The organism is Sphingobacterium sp. 2149, from assembly GCF_031455655.1.
GTDB lineage: Bacteria > Bacteroidota > Bacteroidia > Sphingobacteriales > Sphingobacteriaceae > Sphingobacterium.
This window is the reverse complement of the sequence record NZ_JAVDTD010000012.1, coordinates 234,532-252,362: the sequence shown is the minus strand read 5'-3', so window position 1 is coordinate 252,362 and position 17,831 is coordinate 234,532. Positions and strand designations below refer to the sequence as shown.

At 40.3% G+C, this 17,831-nt stretch carries 14 protein-coding genes; 10 read left to right on the top strand and 4 right to left on the bottom strand.

Translation table 11 applies throughout. The annotated features are described in order from the left end of the window. Nucleotides 1-191: 191 nt before the first annotated feature. Nucleotides 192-1,748, bottom strand: coding sequence for a Do family serine endopeptidase (locus tag J2X77_RS18395; RefSeq protein WP_209578532.1), 1,557 nt, complete (start codon nucleotides 1,746-1,748; stop codon nucleotides 192-194). A gap of 230 nt (nucleotides 1,749-1,978) precedes the next feature. Here J2X77_RS18395 and dapF point away from each other — a divergent pair, with 230 nt between their 5' ends. Further along, on the top strand, nucleotides 1,979-2,758 hold the full coding sequence (gene dapF, locus J2X77_RS18390) for a diaminopimelate epimerase (RefSeq protein ID WP_209578531.1): 780 nt from the start codon (nucleotides 1,979-1,981) through the stop codon (nucleotides 2,756-2,758). Nucleotides 2,759-2,902: 144 nt separating this feature from the next. Then, complete coding sequence (locus J2X77_RS18385; protein ID WP_209578530.1) at nucleotides 2,903-5,788, top strand: DEAD/DEAH box helicase; 2,886 nt, start codon at nucleotides 2,903-2,905, stop codon at nucleotides 5,786-5,788. 15 nt (nucleotides 5,789-5,803) lie between these two features. Here the strand turns inward: J2X77_RS18385 and J2X77_RS18380 are convergent, their stop codons facing one another. Beyond that, on the bottom strand, nucleotides 5,804-6,610 hold the full coding sequence (locus tag J2X77_RS18380; protein ID WP_209578529.1) for an AraC family transcriptional regulator: 807 nt from the start codon (nucleotides 6,608-6,610) through the stop codon (nucleotides 5,804-5,806). Nucleotides 6,611-6,872: 262 nt separating this feature from the next. On the opposite strand from J2X77_RS18380, the gene J2X77_RS18375 reads away from it, so the two are divergent. After that, nucleotides 6,873-7,922: an HlyD family secretion protein gene (locus J2X77_RS18375; RefSeq protein WP_209578528.1), complete on the top strand. Its 1,050-nt coding sequence runs from the start codon at nucleotides 6,873-6,875 to the stop codon at nucleotides 7,920-7,922. Further along, the gene (locus J2X77_RS18370; protein WP_310081923.1) at nucleotides 7,903-9,507 is read left to right on the top strand and encodes an MFS transporter; all 1,605 of its coding nucleotides are present in this window, start codon (nucleotides 7,903-7,905) and stop codon (nucleotides 9,505-9,507) included. The genes J2X77_RS18375 and J2X77_RS18370 overlap by 20 nt, the downstream gene beginning before the upstream one ends. Before the next feature lie 204 nt (nucleotides 9,508-9,711). On the opposite strand, the gene gltX is transcribed toward J2X77_RS18370, so the two are convergent. Beyond that, nucleotides 9,712-11,232 (bottom strand): glutamate--tRNA ligase, encoded by a 1,521-nt coding sequence (gene gltX, locus J2X77_RS18365; RefSeq protein ID WP_209578526.1) that lies wholly within the window; start codon nucleotides 11,230-11,232, stop codon nucleotides 9,712-9,714. Between the two features lie 120 nt (nucleotides 11,233-11,352). On the opposite strand from gltX, the gene J2X77_RS18360 reads away from it, so the two are divergent. From J2X77_RS18360 to J2X77_RS18340, 5 genes are all read left to right on the top strand, one after another. Beyond that, nucleotides 11,353-12,582, top strand: coding sequence for a HAMP domain-containing sensor histidine kinase (locus J2X77_RS18360; protein WP_209578562.1), 1,230 nt, complete (start codon nucleotides 11,353-11,355; stop codon nucleotides 12,580-12,582). Further along, nucleotides 12,563-13,111 carry a DinB family protein gene (locus J2X77_RS18355; RefSeq protein ID WP_209578525.1) on the top strand — a complete coding sequence of 183 codons (549 nt, stop codon included), beginning with the start codon at nucleotides 12,563-12,565 and terminating at the stop codon, nucleotides 13,109-13,111. Before J2X77_RS18360 ends, J2X77_RS18355 begins: the two co-directional genes overlap by 20 nt. Then, on the top strand, nucleotides 13,077-13,502 hold the full coding sequence (locus tag J2X77_RS18350; RefSeq protein WP_209578524.1) for a hotdog fold thioesterase: 426 nt from the start codon (nucleotides 13,077-13,079) through the stop codon (nucleotides 13,500-13,502). Before J2X77_RS18355 ends, J2X77_RS18350 begins: the two co-directional genes overlap by 35 nt. A gap of 296 nt (nucleotides 13,503-13,798) precedes the next feature. Next, complete coding sequence (locus J2X77_RS18345; RefSeq protein WP_293884135.1) at nucleotides 13,799-15,094, top strand: sugar MFS transporter; 1,296 nt, start codon at nucleotides 13,799-13,801, stop codon at nucleotides 15,092-15,094. A gap of 140 nt (nucleotides 15,095-15,234) precedes the next feature. Then, complete coding sequence (locus tag J2X77_RS18340; protein ID WP_209578523.1) at nucleotides 15,235-16,080, top strand: DUF2911 domain-containing protein; 846 nt, start codon at nucleotides 15,235-15,237, stop codon at nucleotides 16,078-16,080. A 68-nt stretch (nucleotides 16,081-16,148) separates the two neighbouring features. Here J2X77_RS18340 and cdaA read toward each other — a convergent pair whose 3' ends face one another. Beyond that, on the bottom strand, nucleotides 16,149-16,943 hold the full coding sequence (gene cdaA / locus J2X77_RS18335) for a diadenylate cyclase CdaA (protein ID WP_209578522.1): 795 nt from the start codon (nucleotides 16,941-16,943) through the stop codon (nucleotides 16,149-16,151). 60 nt (nucleotides 16,944-17,003) lie between these two features. On the opposite strand from cdaA, the gene J2X77_RS18330 reads away from it, so the two are divergent. Beyond that, the gene (locus J2X77_RS18330) at nucleotides 17,004-17,720 is read left to right on the top strand and encodes a pyridoxine 5'-phosphate synthase (protein ID WP_209578521.1); all 717 of its coding nucleotides are present in this window, start codon (nucleotides 17,004-17,006) and stop codon (nucleotides 17,718-17,720) included. Nucleotides 17,721-17,831: the final 111 nt, after the last annotated feature.

Genomic DNA, 17,831 nt, shown 5'->3' with positions numbered 1-17,831 from the left:
GAAACAACCCGCTTAAAAGTGACCAACTTCTTACCAAGCCATGTTTTTTTAATACGGTGTCGCTTCTTCCACCTTTGTAAAAGAAATCAAACCTTACCGTAGGCAGTTTTGCCGAGCCAAAAAAAAGGTGGCCTAACCTAACGGCTAGAGCCACCTAAACTATATTAATCAACCAATTCTTAATTCAATGCTTAATATTCTACTGGGAAGCTCAATTGAACAGCACCACCTTGAGGTGACACACCTTTCAAACGTACAATATTACGTTGTGTTGCTCCTAAAGCGGCTTCAACATCATCAACTGAATTAACGGCCTTTCCGTTGACCTCAGTAATAACTAATCCGCGCTCTACACCGAAGTAATCGAAGATACCTCCACGGTTCACTTGAGTGACAACAACTCCGGAGTTCACACCCAATTCCTTTTTCTTCTGTGCAGACGCAGGAATAAAGCTTGCTCCTAATTTGTTATAAATTTCGGTTGCGCTTTTCGAAGCTTTTCCGCCAGCATTCGCAGACTTTAACGAATCTTCACCTTTCAATGCCATAGTAACCTGTTTTTCCTTACCATCTCGTTTGTAAGTAACATTTACCTTATCTCCAGGACGCGCACGACCTATAGTTTCACTTAAAACAGGTGAACCTGTAATCACTTTTCCATTAATTTTGGTCAGTATATCACCTTTCTTGATACCTGCGGCCTCCGCAGCACCGCCAGCTACGACATCCTGAACATAAAGACCATCAACATCTGAAAAACCTTTTTCTTTCGCCAATTCTGGTGTTATTTCAGTATAAGTCACACCTATGTAACCACGTTTTACATTACCGTATTCAACAAAATCATCAACAATCTTCTTTACCAAATTGACCGGAATCGCAAAACCATAACCCGCATAGGTACCTGTTGGAGAAGCAATAGCGGAATTAATACCGATCAATTCACCCGAAGCATTTGTTAAAGCACCACCACTATTCCCCCTATTAATTACCGCATCTGTCTGAATAAAAGATTCGATCGCTGAACTGACAGGAATTTGGTCTTGTCCACCTCCAAATGGGTTACCACGCTGTTGTTGCTGACCTTCACTTAAAATCCCAATCTGACGCCCTTTCGCACTAATGATACCTGCAGTCACTGTAGACTGAAGTCCAAGTGGATAGCCAAAAGCCAATACCCATTCACCAACATTGACATTATCTGAGTTACCTAATTTAACAACGGGAAGCCCCTTGCCCGATACCTTCAATAAAGCTAGGTCGGTATTTGGGTCACGTCCGATCAATTTAGCTTCAAATGTTCGCTTATCTGTTAATACAACTTCAATCTTGTCTGCATCTTCCACCACATGGTTGTTGGTTACGATATAACCATCATCTGAGATAATTACACCTGACCCAGATGCTTGTACAGGTTGCGACTGCATTTGACGTCGCCCGCCCCCCTGTGGCATGCCAAAAAACTCTTCAAACATGTCAAACGGAGAACCCTGCGATTGTTGTGATCCCTTACGGCTATATGTGGTTTTAATATGTACAACACCCGGTGACACCGCAGCAGCAGCCTGCGTAAAATCAGGGTTACCTGTAGAGGACATCACTCCTGTTGGATTATTTGCAAAATAAACCTTTTGTTTGTCTTCGAAAGACATACCATCAAACTTCTTATTCTCAATAAGCTTGTAACCTCCTAATGCTACCGCTCCACCGAAAACAGCTGTTAATAGCGTTAAACCGACCTTATTCATAAACTTATTTCTATTTTAAAATGTCTTAATATAAGCTGATAACTTTTGCTCTTAAAATTACCGATTTTATTCGGATATGTTCAAATGTAATACCATTTCGAAACCTTCGGAAAATCCGACACGTTAAAAAATGTTAATTACTAGACAAATACAACCATTTTAACAAATCTTAACTTTAGAAGGTTTTTTTGTAACAAAAAAACGTACTTTTGTTACTAAAAATCAACAGAATGGCAACAAAAGTAAGATTCTCTAAATACCAAGGAGCAGGCAATGATTTCATCTTAGTAGACAATCGCGAAAATGCATTTGACAGAGCAGACGAAGCATTAGTAGCGAAGCTATGTGACCGCCGATTTGGTATTGGTGCTGACGGGCTGATGCTCTTACAGCAGAACGAAAATTACGATTTTGAGATGGTTTATTTTAATGCAGACGGTAGAGAAGGAAGCATGTGTGGTAATGGAGGCCGTTGTATTGTCGCCTTCGCTCGCGACCTTGGCATTATTACTGACAAAACTGTCTTTTTGGCAGTAGACGGTATACACCATGCATCTTTATCTGCAGATCTTGTCAATCTCCAAATGATCGACGTGCAAGATTTTGCCCGTGATGGAGACGCCTACCTGTTACAAACAGGTTCTCCACATTATGTTGAATTTGTAGAAAATCTCGCGCATAAAAATGTCTATCAAGACGGCTACGCCATTCGTAATAATGCGACATATGGAAAAGATGGCATCAATGTAAATTTCATCGAAGCAGAAAGAGACGGTTACTTCCTGCGTACTTTTGAACGCGGTGTCGAAGATGAAACCTATGCCTGTGGCACTGGTGCTACTGCAGCAGCCATGGCCGTCGCCCTAAAGCAGAATCTCACAGGCGATATCAATATTCCTATCCGCGTATTAGGAGGGCAGCTTTACATCTCCTTCCATAAAAATGGTCAGCATTTTACAAAGGTGTTCTTAAAAGGACCGGCGCAGTTTGTCTTCAATGGAAACTATTAGGTTGCTACAGGCAATCAACACTAATCGCTTCCAAAATCTTCAATCCAAGCACGTCAATTTTTAAAATTTCATCGGGCAAATTGCGAGTAATGGTATATTTTATTGTATATTAGATACCTTTATTTATAAGGTCCGCTATTTTTAATGCAACAGTCAAAGTCATTCCCAGTATATAAAATCGTTTATTCCATATGTGAGCACCCTTATCTCGGCTATCTCATTGAGCCACACATGGTCCAACTCAATCCCAATGGGACTTACTCACTCCGATATCAACGCATATTTAGTAACACTGTCGGTGCCTACGCCGCCGAATTAGATGAAGTAGATTACAAACTCATTCGACTGCTTGATGAAATTGAACAAACACACCTCATCAAAAAATACTACAAAAAAGCGATCAGACCTGTAGATTTCTTTTCCAAAGTTTTTGATAAAAAGCTTTATGAACTCCTTCGTCCTAAAATAGATGAAAAAATGATTCAATTTTTTGAAACTGTTGGAGACAAACCATTCTTTATGATGAGCAAAGATGGGTATCCTGCAGATCAAGAAATTAAACTGGCCACATCTGCCGCCTCGATACTTTTTCATTTCCGTCGAAACGAAGAAGAAACACGCTATTTCCCGACCATCAAATATGAAAATCAGCGTTTGGAGTTCATGTTCAAAAATGCTATCGTGCTGACTAATGTACAAGCATGGCTACTTTTAAATAATACCCTTTATTATTTCGATCAGACCCTTGAAGGGAAAAAGCTTAGCCCCTTCTTGAATAAACGCTATATTTCTGTCGGTAGGAGCACTGAAAAAAAATATTTTGAAACCTTTGTCTGTGGCTTGATAGAACGCTATCATGTTTATGCCGAAGGATTCGACATCCAAACCCATCAGCATCAAGCAATTCCAATTCTCCGTTTGATTTATATCGAAGATGGAGCTTCACAACTTCAATTGCAATTTAAGTACGGTAAACATATCTTTACAGCTGGTGCCGAAAATAAAGTTACCGTCCGCATGGTCTATCAGGAGGAAGACGATCGTTATATTTTCCACCGTGTCAAACGATCTTTGCAATGGGAAGAACAACAGCATGAAAACTTAAAAAAGCTGGGGCTACAGGATTTTGACCTTCAACTCGGTTTATTGACACCAGCGATAGCCGCTGGAAAACGACTTTCCATATTTGACTGGATAAATAATCACCAAGAACAACTGGAGAAACTTGGTTTTCAAATTGTACAAAATAATGAAGAAAAGCGCTTCTTCATAGGACAGACCTCGCTCGATATCTCCATTGAAGAAGATAATGATTGGTTTGACATCAGTGCTATCGCAAAATTTGGACCTTACGAAATCCCATTTATTCAGCTGCGCAATCATATCCTCAATAACATTAAGGAATTTACTTTACCGAATGGAGAAATTGCCATGATTCCCGAAGAATGGTTTGCACAGTACAATCATTTATTTCAATTTTCTGCAGATCGCCATGAACTTAAATTAAATAAGGTACATATAGGCCTACTCTTTGAAATTAGCGAACATACGCAACTGGTATTTACCCGAAAACTTCAAAATCTGGCCAACTTTGAAGAAATTGCTGATATTCCCGAACCAAAACATTTCAAAGGAAATCTTCGACCATACCAAAAGGCAGGATACAATTGGTTTAATTTTCTAAAGCAGTATAGATTTGGAGGCTGTCTTGCGGATGATATGGGCTTAGGCAAAACCATACAAACATTAGCCTTATTGCAGCAGCAAAAAGAACAACTTCAGGACGAACAGGATGTACGTACCTCGCTTTTGGTCTTACCGACATCATTGGTATATAACTGGCAAAAAGAAGCACATCAATTCGCGCCACAGCTTAACATTCACCTTCATACTGGGAATAACCGTATTAAAGATGCCTCACTATTCTCCAAATATGATTTGATAATCACCACCTACGGGATAGCACGTATAGACGAGGATACTTTGAGTAGCTTCTATTTTAACTATATTATCTTGGATGAAAGCCAGAACATTAAAAACCCTACATCCAAATCTTTCAAAGCCATAAAAAGCCTAAAAAGTAAAAATAAACTGGCCTTAAGTGGAACCCCGGTCGAAAATTCAGTTTCGGATCTTTGGGCACAGATGCACTTCACCAATCCCGGACTGTTGGGTAGTTACACCTATTTTCAAAAGGAGTTTGTGCAGCCAATAGAAAAGAAAAAAGACGAAGAAAAAGCACAACGCCTCCAGGCGATTGTTAAACCGTTTATATTAAGACGTACAAAAGATCAGGTGGCAAGAGAATTACCGCCAAAGACAGAACAGGTACTCTACTGTGAGATGACAGAAAAACAGTCCGAACTTTACGAGAAGGTTAAATCTGAATATCGCAATGCAATCCTCGACGGACAATTGGAAAACAAACCAAAATCTAGCCAAATTGCACTTTTACAAGGATTGACAAAGCTGCGGCAATTAGCCAATCACCCCAGAATGGTGGATGAGAAATTTTCGGGCGATTCCGGTAAGTTCGAAGCGGTCATTGAAACACTTGAAATGGTCATGCAGAGAGGTAACAAAGTGCTGATTTTCTCGCAGTTTGTAAAACAACTCAATATCTTCCGCCAATATTTTGATCATAAAGGAATAAACTACGCCTACCTGGATGGTGGCACAAAAAATCGGGATGAAGCGGTCAGTCAGTTTCGTAAAAACAACGATACCAAGCTATTCCTCATTTCGATAAAGGCAGGTGGTGTGGGGCTCAATCTTATTGAAGCAGACTATGTTTTTATCCTAGACCCTTGGTGGAATCCGGCCGTAGAACAACAGGCCGTAGACCGTTCGCACCGCATCGGTCAGACGCGCAACGTCTTTATCTATAAATTTATCAGCAAAGATACCGTTGAAGAAAAAATATTAGCCTTACAGAATAAGAAGAAATCGATCGCACAAAGCCTGATCACAACCGAAGAAAGCTTTATCAAGTCACTTTCTCAGGAAGATCTGCAGGAACTTTTAGCCTAAATACAATCACTACTGCTATTTGTATCCGTTGATCTTCGCCATATAAATCGATGGACGAATACCCGTCACGCGTGTAAAAATGTTGCTGAAAGAAGAGAGCTCGTTGTAACCCACACGCATGGCGATTTCGAGAATGGAGTAGTTATTTTCAGACATGAGCTCCAGCGCTTTCGCAATTCGTATCGCTCTTAAAAACCGAATATAACTGATGCCCATATCTTCTTTAAAAAGCCTGGATAAGGAGCGGCTACTCATTCCAAAACGCGCAGCAATCTGTTCAATGGTAAAGGCCTGATCGATGTTGCTGTTGAGATACCGAGCCACACTTTTGAGCTTTTCACTTTTAGGATAGGGATGCTGCATCGGAAAAGCATCTACTGGTGAGCTCGTATCTGGAATAATAGCCATCATCGCACGCAAGAGACAGTATTTAGAATATTCAGTCATCTTGCTCACCCCGCCAGCCCAATCTCGAGCAAATAAAAACATTTCACGCATCAAATCATTGCTTAGAAATATATTTGGCACCGAAAGCACAGATGGCATACCCGGCCTTTCTTTAAAGTAAAAACTATAGAGCGGAATACGAGAGCTTGTACTTTCCAGATGATAAGTTGTATTTGCCGGAATCCACATATAAAATCTTGCAGGCAAATACCAGTGCTTTGTTGCTGTAAACACATGAATAATCCCGCCTTCAGCATACAACAGGCGCGCTTTTTTATGTTTATACTCGCGAGAATCAATACGATCTACGTAGAGGTGGTCGACATAAAAATCATAGTGCTCAGCATCAATCGCTGCAAGTTTGCCCTCTTCCATAACTCAAAATTACGTTATTTCGACAATATGGCGCAAATAAACAAATATCCGTCCGACTATACAAAACAAATCATTTCCGTCCTACACTATCTTTGTATGGGCCATATTCCCAAACAGAAACGTCGATCGGGACTCAAGCCCCCCTTTTAAGTAAAATGCATTGACAGATATTGATGTATCAGGTAATTCATAACCAGAATCGGAATATGGATCTGAATGCTAAAGCTGAAGAATTTGGAAAATGCGCAAGTAGAATGGAATAATGAATAGAAAAGATAAAAAAGACAAAACAAAAGGATTTAATAAAGTGCTTGTCCTATTTGCCAGTATATTATTATTGGCCGGTATTGGCTTCCTGGCCAAGCATCTGATTTTTACTCATCAATATGTAACGACCAATGATGCACAGATAGATCAATATGTGACCCCTGTTGCTAGTCGGATCCCCGGTTTTATCAAAGAAGTCCGATTTGAAGAAAATCAATATGTGCATCAGGGTGACACCCTATTTATCATAGATGCAAGTGAATATCAGACCAAGGTAGATATCGCAAATGCCGAACTCCAAAGTAGCCAGAGAAATGCCGAGGTAATCAGCAAAACAGCCAATGCGACTGCCAATAGTATTTCGGTTCAAAAGGCAAGATTAGAAGCAGCAAAAGTAAGTGTATGGCAAACGCAACAGGATTATAGTCGATTCAAGAAATTATATGAGGCTGATGCGGCAACCAGACAGCAATACGACAATGCCCAAGCAGCTTACGATTTAGCATTAGCACAACTACATGCTATGACAGAAGAGTATCATTCCGCGCGACTGAATACCAGCAAAGAAAAAGCAAACGAGTTACCTGCAAAAGCGAATATTAACATCAAAAAGGCCGCAAAAACAAATGCGCAGCTTTTCCTTTCTTATGCCGTAGTAACTGCACCCTATGACGGTTTTGTGGGCAAGCGAACTATACAACCCGGACAATTTGTGAAGGAAGGCCAGACGCTGGCAAATGTAGTTAGCGAAGAGAAATGGATCGATGCAAATTTCAGGGAAACACAGCTCGAAAATCTTATAGAAGGCACTATCGTGACGATACAGGTGGATGCATTTCCCAACCTTCTTTTTAAAGGAAAGATCCATTCTTTTTCTCCAGCATCAGGTTCCAAATTTGCCGTAATACCCCAAGATAACGCAACCGGAAACTTCGTAAAAATAGAGCAGCGCATCCCCGTTAAAATTGTCTTTGATCCACAGCAGAATCTTAAAAAACTACGTGCCGGCATGAACGTTGTCATTCATGCCGCCCATCAATCCTAATTTGACCATGCTTAACAACAAATCTTTATACTATAGCTGGGTTCCCGAATGGATCAAACTTCCGCTTATGATACTAGCGATGTTTCCCCATCTCATGTTAATGTCGCTATTCCATTCAAACACGGCATTTACCGCGTCGACGCTTGACATCGAAACCGAAGATATTCAATATTTCCTTTCCTTGATGTATGGTGCCATTGTGGTTGCTTTACTCATATTTCAGCGGCTTTTTTCTTATTTCAGGGTGAGAACATATATCCTGTTGACCTGCAGTACTTCCATCCTCATCTTAATAGGCATCTCATTGACAAAAGATACATTCCTTATTGGCGTTTTGCGTGTAGCCGAAGGTATTTTTTGTGTACTTGAAGGAGCTTGCTTCCTTCCAATGGTTATGAACCAGATTAAACATGCTAAGAGCCGCACCATTGCCTATTTCTTCCTATATACATTTATGCTTACTGGCTCAACCTTAACAACATCTTTGCTCAAAGAAAGTATTATGGATTATGGATGGCAAGATATGATTCACGTTGTACTCTATTGGCATTTGATTGTGATTGCGATAGCCCTGCTCTTACTCAACAATAACCGCTTAAGTAAAAAATTCCCTCTCTATCAACTGGATCTCACAAGTTGTCTGTTTCTGCTGCTCTCATTGAGTTGCGGCGCTTATGTCTTAATTTATGGCCGTAAATACTATTGGTTCGAACACACCAATATTACCATCAACTTTGCCCTTTTCCTGATGTTCGGAGCACTCTTTATAATTAAACAAAGTTTGGTCAAAAGACCTCTTTTTCACTTTGAGGTCTTGAGATACAAAAATGTGATTTTGGGAGTTATCCTATTTTTTCTCTTTTATATTATTCGCAGCTGCCTCAACAATGTCTATTCCGTCATGGCTACCGTCTGGAAATGGCCCTGGCACTACATTATTGATGTACAATACATCAATGTCATAGGTACTATCCTGGGTGTTGGCAGTTCTGGCGTCTTACTTCTACGCGACGTATCGCCTAAATATAGCTTTGGCTTTGGCTTTCTGATATTGGCAATTTCGTGTTTTCTCTTTGTCCCTACCTTTTATCCTGATACCACAATCTGGGCCATAGGTCTACCTTTGTTCATTCAGGGCATCGGACAAGGCTGGTTGTTCACCCCGTTGGTGATTTACATTTTAACAGGTGTCGAATCGCAACATGTAGGCAATGCCGGCCTCATGGGTACAACTGTTCGATTTTGGAGTACCAATATTGGATTTGCATTTACCCAAAACATCAGCTATATACTAAATAAAAAGCATTATAATCAACTCGAACAGACACTGAATACAAGCAATCCGTTGACAATGAATTATTGGAACACATTAATCGAGAAATATAGCGGATTATATGGCGATCAAGTGGCAAACCGTATTGTTAGTAAAAGTCTTTCCGGAAGTTTGAGTCAGCAAGCATCGCTAATCAGCAATATGGAAATATTTACTTACCTCGGAATGCTGGGATTAGTTGTCACCGGAATAATATTCTTATTTGGCCCAGCCAAGACCCTTTATATCCGGCTGAGGTTACCTTACTTATAAATCGAACTAGGGAAACGCCTAGTATAACCAAACTAGGGGACGCCTACCTAACAAGGTCTAACAACTCCATCAAAGCCAAAGAAAATAAACGTTTTCAGTAAACTGCACATAGTAAACTCATGGAAACCCTAGTCAACAATACTAAAAGAGGCTATTTGCAAATCAATGCAAATAGCCTCTTTTAGTATTTTATACGCTATTCCTTTAAGCATCAAATTCCTGAAGTGCTTTTTTTACACGATTTACAACTTCCTCTCTGCCCAGCAGTTCAACTATCTGAAACACATCTGGTCCAAATTTCCCACCGACTAACATAATACGGAATGGCATCATCAGTTCGCCCATTTTCATTCCGGATGCTTGAATTGCATCCTTGAAGAAAGGTTCCAACTCAGAGGCCTTCCAGGTATTAAATCCTGCGAAAGACTGGTTAATGCCTTCAAAAAATGCAGTTTTTTCCGCAGACCATTTAGGCTTTACTGCATTTAAATCATATTCTGCAGGTTGCAGGAAGAAAAACGACGCTTGGCTCCAAAAATCTTCCACAAAGGTCAGGCGCTCTTTTACCGCATCCAATACCTTACTCACATAAGTATCATCAGCCGCTACTTGATGATGTTCCAAAACTGTTTTGATCTGCGGTAACAACGACTCTGTTGAAGATCGTTTGATCCATTCATGGTTAAACCATTTTGCTTTTTCAAAATCAAATTTCGCCCCAGCTTTACTGATACGGTCAACGCCGAATTTCTGGATCAATTCATCTAAAGAAAAAAGTTCCTGTTCAGTTCCATCATTCCAGCCTAACACCCCAAGCATATTGACGAAAGCCTCCGGCAAGAAACCCATCTCACGAAAACCTTTTGTTGTATCGCCAGAGTTCGCATCGGTCCAGTTCATCGCGTAAACAGGGAATCCCAAACGATCGCCATCGCGTTTACTTAATTTACCATTTCCATCGGGCTTGAGGATTAGAGGAAGATGTGCCCAGCTCGGCATGCTATCGCTCCACCCAAGGTATTCCCACAACAAGATATGGATAGGTGCCGAAGGCAACCACTCTTCGCCACGGAATACATGCGAAATATCCATGGTTTTATCATCGACAACAACGGCCAGGTGATAAGTGGGCATACCATCAGCTTTAAGCAATACCTTATCATCAACAAGATTTGTATCAAAAGCAACCTTACCTCGGATCATATCCGTGAATGTTACCGTGTCATCTGTAGGAATTTTTATACGAATGGTATGCGGAGTTCCCGCATCCAACAGTTGTTGAGTTTCAGTCTCAGATAGGCTCAACGAATTGCGCAATTGAAGTCTGTTTTCGTGGCTATACCGGAAGTTAGGCTGTAATTTACGCTGTTCATCTAGCTCTTCAGCAGTATCAAAGGCATAATAAGCATACCCATTTGCGATCAACTGCTCAGCATATTTGCGGTAAGATGGTTTTCGCTCACTTTGACGGTAAGGCCCATATTTCCCCCCTTTTAACGGACTTTCATCAGGGGTCAGACCACACCATGCTAAACATTCGTTGATATATTCTTCAGCACCTGGGACAAAACGAGTTTGATCCGTATCCTCGACACGTAAAATAAAATCTCCCTGATGCTGACGCGCATAGAGAAAATTAAACAAAGCTGTACGTACCCCACCAAGGTGAAGACCACCTGTAGGGCTTGGTGCAAAACGCACTCTTACTTTTCTTTCTGAACTCATGAAGCAAAATTACCACAAAATTTTTGATTTGGGCGCTACGACCACTTCTTCAATGAAATAAAAGTGCAGAAAACAGACATTTATTCAGTAATTTGCGATGAAGGACACGAATACGGAATCATGAAACCCTATCAGATTAGCCAGCAACGCTGGAAATTTATCTTGCTCATCTTTGCTGCAGTCATTGCTGTTGCCTCCTTGGTGTACACCAATTACCTCGTTCGAAATCTTGCTCACGCCGAACGTTCAAAGGCCGAGGTATGGGCCATGAGTACTAAAAATATCATGACCATGCCCGACGTAGATGATGAGTTCATTACATTTATTTACGCTGTGAGAGACAGCTTAAATTTACCAGCGATTATTACTGACGATAAAGAAGATATCATTTTTTGGCGGAACCTCGATTCTACGAAGACCAATATTAAGCCCGGACAAAACGACAGTGTTACAAAGCATCTAAATTACGACCCGGCTTATTTTCAGAAACAGCTGGCATTTATGAAAAAAAGCCATCCCCCCATTACTCTGGAATTAGAGAACGGGCAAAAATGGCATGTATACTACAAGGATTCTTGGTTTTTGCAACAGCTAAGGGTGTTTCCGTACGTACAACTATCGCTCATTGCGCTCTTCCTGATCATTGCGTATACCGTTTTCAACTCTATCCGAAAATCTGAACAAAATCTTGTTTGGGTAGGCCTCACCAAAGAAGCTGCCCATCAATTGGGCACCCCCATTTCGTCGTTGATGGGTTGGCTAGAACTGATTCGTATAAAATTTGATGCCGAAGAAGATGATACCCTAAATGAAATGGAAAACGACATAAAGCGGCTTGAAATCGTCGCTGACCGCTTTTCAAAAATAGGGTCTACTCCCGTACTGACCAATCACAACCTCTACGAGGTCATTAAAAATTACATGGATTATTTCCGTATACGGACTAGCAATAAAATTACTTTCGAATTAAAAGGAGACAAACATCTTGAAGCAAAGCTCAATATTCCGCTCTTCGACTGGATTATAGAAAATTTATTGAAAAATGGAGTAAATGCCATTGGTACAGAAGGAAAGATAACTGTTAATATTTCAGAAAATATTGCGAAAGAAGAAATTTTTATAGACATTAGCGATACGGGCAAAGGAATTCCGAGATCTAATTTTGAATCAGTTTTCCAGCCGGGCTTCACAACAAGAAAGAGAGGCTGGGGGCTTGGGCTTAGTCTGACAAAAAGAATGGTACGGTATCACCAAGGACAAATTTTTGTAAAAGAATCTGAATTAGGTAAAGGAACAACATTTCGAATAATCTTAAAAAGCAATTTAAAATATGAAGCCACTCAAATCTGACGAATATCCAGCAGTCTATGCGCCATATATTGAGACTGTCGTCGATAACGTGTTTGATGCACTTGAAGAACAAACGCTCTCCTTTCCAGCATTTCTGGACACGATTCCTGAGGAAAGAGGCAATTTTAAATACGCCGAGGATAAATGGACCATCAAAGAAGTCGTTGGCCACGTCATCGATAATGAACGAATCATGGCCTATCGTGCGTTGCGCTTCTCCCGTAATGACCTGAAGGAGCTAGCCGGTTATGACCAAGACTACCTCATCCAGTATTCACGCTATAATGATCGTACGTTAGAAAGCTTGAGCAAAGAATTCACCTTTCTTCGCAAAGCCAATATGATGCTTTTCAACAGTTTCAATGACGCTGAATTGGAGCGTAAAGGAATGGCATCTGAGCGACTCACAAGTGTAAAGGCACTGTTATATGTTATTGCGGGACACCTCAATCATCACCGCATTATTATCCAAGAACGTTACTTAAACTCAGACGATGTCAAAAATTTGGTTTCAGCATTACAGCATTGAGGAAATAAATGTATTTTTTAACAAATACCTGTCAGGTCTCCTGGAAATTCAAGCGACAGAAATAAATGACAACACCATTACAGCGACTATGCCTGTAACGGATAAAGTCAAGCAACCGCACGGAATATTACATGGTGGAGCCTCGGTAGTCCTGGCAGAGTCTCTAGGCAGCATTGCCTCTAACCTGGTGGTTGATCCAGATAAATATCGCGGCGTTGGACTTGAAGTGAACGCAAACCATATACGTCCCGTAAGCAGCGGAATAATTACAGCGAAATGCAGTCCAATACATATTGGCCGTTCCACACATATCTGGGAAATAAAGATGTATGACCGGTTCAATAAATTAAATTGTATTTCCAGACTTACAGTAGCGATCGTTCCAAAATAATACAATTTATAGGGCTTTTGGCAACTCGAATTCCAAAACCATCAAATTTTAATCTGACAGATTAAAATTTAAAGGAGGATAAATTACAATTTATCCTCCTTTTTTTCTACGAATTAATTCCCAAAACCGCGCAAAAATATGCCTTTATTTATTTCCTATATTCAATAAATTTAAGTAGTCTTGTACGTTGGATAGTTTAAAAATCAACAAAATAGCATGCAATCGATTGCTTAACGCTACTTTTTCGACAGATTTCTACTGCGTGAACGATAACTTAACTAAATATAATTAAAAAAATGACCACTAATCCTAATTCGGGTAAAACAGCAATAGTCCCTATGCTCATTTGCTGTGCATTATTTTTTATTCTTGGATATATCACTTGGGCCAATGGCGCATTGATCCCTTTTGTACGCTTAGCATTTAATTTAGAGACCGACACACAAGCATTTTTAATTCTGTTCGCGTCGTATATTGCCTATTTTTTTCTCGCATTACCCAGTTCATGGATTTTAGGGAAAACAGGCTTCAAAAATGGATTAGTGGCCAGTCTGGTGTTAATTATTTTAGGCGCCCTTATCATTATTCCTGCCGCATCAAACCTGAGCTACCAACTCTTCTTGGTTGCTATATTTGTGCAAGCTTCAGGCATGGCGCTTTTACAGACAGCGATTAACCCTTATTTAAGTATAATCGGCCCCATAGAAAGTGCCGCCCAAAGGATCTCCATCGTAGGGATTTTCAATAAAACAGCTGGCATGATTGTTCCAGTAGTCTTGGGGAGCATCCTATTAAAAGATTACGACAGCATTTCCAGTAGAATCAAAGAACTCAAAGCAGGTGCAGAACACGATGCACTGTTAGCGGAATTATCTGAAAGGCTTCATGGACCCTACATTGGAGTGGCTATCGGTGTTGCGATTTTAGCGATTGTCGTATTTGTTGTAAAAATGCCCGAAGTTGATGTCAATAAGGAAGAAGAAGCAACAGATGACGCTGCTGTCACAAGTACTAAAAAGACAAGTATCTTTCAGTTTCCACATCTATTTTTAGGATTTCTCGCTATTTTCTTCTGCGTTGCAGTAGAAGTAATGGCAGGCGACATCATCGGAACTTATGGGAGATTATTATCTCTGCCGCCATTTTTTGTTAAGTATGGCACTACGTTTACACTAGTATGTATGCTAGTTGGCTATTTCATTGGTATTATCTCTATTCCGAGGTTTGTATCGCAGCAAACCGCTTTACGTATCTGTACAATTGTTGGAATAACATTCACGGCAATTTCAGCATTTTCTACAGGACTGACGTCTTATATCTTTGTGGCCCTATTGGGTGTCGCGAATGCATTGATGTGGCCAGCAATTTTCCCACTGGGTATAAAAGGACTAGGACGCTTTACGAAAACAGGATCAGGCATTATGATTATGGGTATTGCCGGAGGAGCAATCTGGCCTTTGATATATGGTTATTTAAAGGACACTTTACATGTTGACTTCCAACATGCGTTTCTCTTTGCGATGGTTCCGGCCTACCTGTATATCTTATTTTTTGCCACTAAAGGGCATAAAATTGGAAAAGAAAACGCTTAATAGAACACCTTAGTGCAACTAGCGAAAGGGCATCTAAAAATAGATGCCCTTTTTCTGTGAAATTCTTCCTATTTTTAGAAGATAGATAGAGGCGTGAAACTGTTCAAAACGCGTAGACAACAAAACAAACAATGATACAGATGAAAAAAAATCTTTTTGCAATTGCCATTGCCGCAACCATGATGTTTACGGCTGGAGAATCTTTTGCTCAAATTAAGCTTCCTGCAGCCAGCAGCTCACAAACGATTACACAAGGATTAGGTATTGAAAATGTAACACTAAACTATAGCAGACCAAGTATGAATGGACGTAAGATCTTTGGTGATCTCGTCCCTTATAATCAGGTGTGGCGTACAGGAGCAAATACCAATACCACATTAACTTTTGAAGGAGATGTTACATTAAATGGCAATAAGCTTTCAGCAGGAACCTATTCGCTTTTTACTATCCCAAACAAATCGGAGTGGACCATCATCATCAGTAAAAACACAAAACAATGGGGCGCATACACGTATAAACAAACCGAAGACGCTTTACGCTTCAATGTTAAACCACAGACATTAGCCAATCCGGTGGAAACTTTTACCATCGCTTTTGACAATGTTACGCCAACGGATGCGGTTTTAAGTTTGGCTTGGGAAAAAACTGCTGTAAAAATTGCCCTTAAAGTAAACCAGCAGGATAAAATATTAGCTTCAATCGATGAGGCTATGAAAGGGGAGAAAAAACCATATTTTGCAGCCGCTCAATATTACTTTACTAATAATTTGGATCTGAATAAAGCTTTAAACTGGTTCGATGAAGCTGCTAAAGCCCAACCCAAAGCTGCACATGTTCTTTATTGGAAAGCAAAAGCTCAATTGAAAGCAGGAGATAAAAAAGGAGCGGTGGAAACTGCCACGAAAGGTCTTGAAGTGGCCACAGCTGACAAGAATGCTGAGTACATCAAGTTGAATACACAAGTGATCAATGCTGCGAAAAAATAGCGGTCTATACATAACAATGCCCCAAAAAGCAACTAACTTTTTGGGGCATTGCATTCAATGATCACTTTTTACAACTCATCTTTCAGTAGCTGCTCAAGTTCTTCCGGCGAAACGTTCATATTGACATTTCCATCTTTCGCAAAAGAGATCTCGCCAGTCTCTTCTGAAACAATAACAGCAATAGCGTCGGAGACTTCCGTTACTCCAATTGCCGCGCGATGCCTTAATCCAAATTGCAAGGGCAGATCCTCACTATCCGACAAAGGCAATACACATGATGCTGTCATAATCTTAAAATCGACAATAACGACCGCACCATCATGCAAGGGACTATTTTTATGAAAAATACTTTCAATCAAACGTTTGGAAATATGAGCATCGATATATTCACCACTACTCTGGTAATACTCCTCATCAAAATATTTTGAAAAAACCAACAATGCCCCGGTGCGCGTACGCGACATACTTCTACAGGCTTCAATTACAGGTCTTAAATCATCCGTCAAATCCTTTTGTATAGCCTTCTTATTCCCGATAAACGACCAAAAAACCTTTTTTCGCTTCATCGATATATTCTTCCCAACATGCAGCAAAAACCGCCTGATTTCCTGCTGGAATACGACAATCAACGCAATCGAACCCACCGATATAAAACCGCCGAATATTTCTGTCAGCAAACGCATATGCATCTGCTTGACGACAATATAAACGCCATAAAACAATGCGACACCAATTAGGATATTAACAGCAATGGTACCCCTAATCAAACTATAAATATAGTAGATAATAATCGCTACCAATATAATATCGATAACGTCCAAGAGGCGAAAGCCGCTAAATAGGCTATAGTCGATTCCATCCATACATGCAAGTTAAAAAAAAATAGATATTATTCGTATTTTTACAACACAACATACAGCAAAATGACTAGACTTTCAGTAAATATCAATAAAATCGCAACGCTCAGAAATTCTAGAGGTGGGAATAATCCTAATCTAGTCTCAGCAGCATTAGCCTGTGAACGTTTTGGTGCTCAGGGTATCACTGTTCACCCCAGACCTGATGAAAGACATATCCGCTATCAGGATGTATTTGACTTAAAAGCAGCAATTCAGACTGAGCTAAATATTGAAGGAAACTGCCAGGAGCAGAAATTTATAGACCTTGTATTGGCCAATAAACCAGCACAGGTTACGTTAGTACCTGATACCGAAGGTCAATTGACCTCCAATCATGGCTGGGATACCATTAAGAACAAAGCTTACCTACAAGATATGTGCAAATTGTTCAAAGATGCCGGGATACGTGTTTCTATTTTTGTTGATCCTGTCGAAGAAATGGTAGAAGCTGCCGCAGAAACAGGAACAGATCGTATTGAACTTTATACAGAAGGATTTGCAACGGAGTATGGTTTCGATAAAGAAACTGCTATAAAGCCCTATTTCAAAGCAGCCTTAAAGGCGCGTGAAGTTGGATTAGGACTCAATGCAGGCCATGATCTGGACCTCAACAATCTGCAATATTTCAATCAGCATATTCCGGAATTGTTGGAAGTAAGCATAGGCCATGCACTTATCTCCGATGCACTATATTTAGGATTAGAGGAAACGATCAAACGTTACCTCGCCTGTTTGAAGTAGTACAACTTTCGGCGAAGACCGAGGCCTATAAGCAGTAAACACAAGTAATTTCAGAAAAAAGGGCTTTCTTAACGAAAGCCCTTTTTATTACCTTCAGATCAGAAGGCTAGC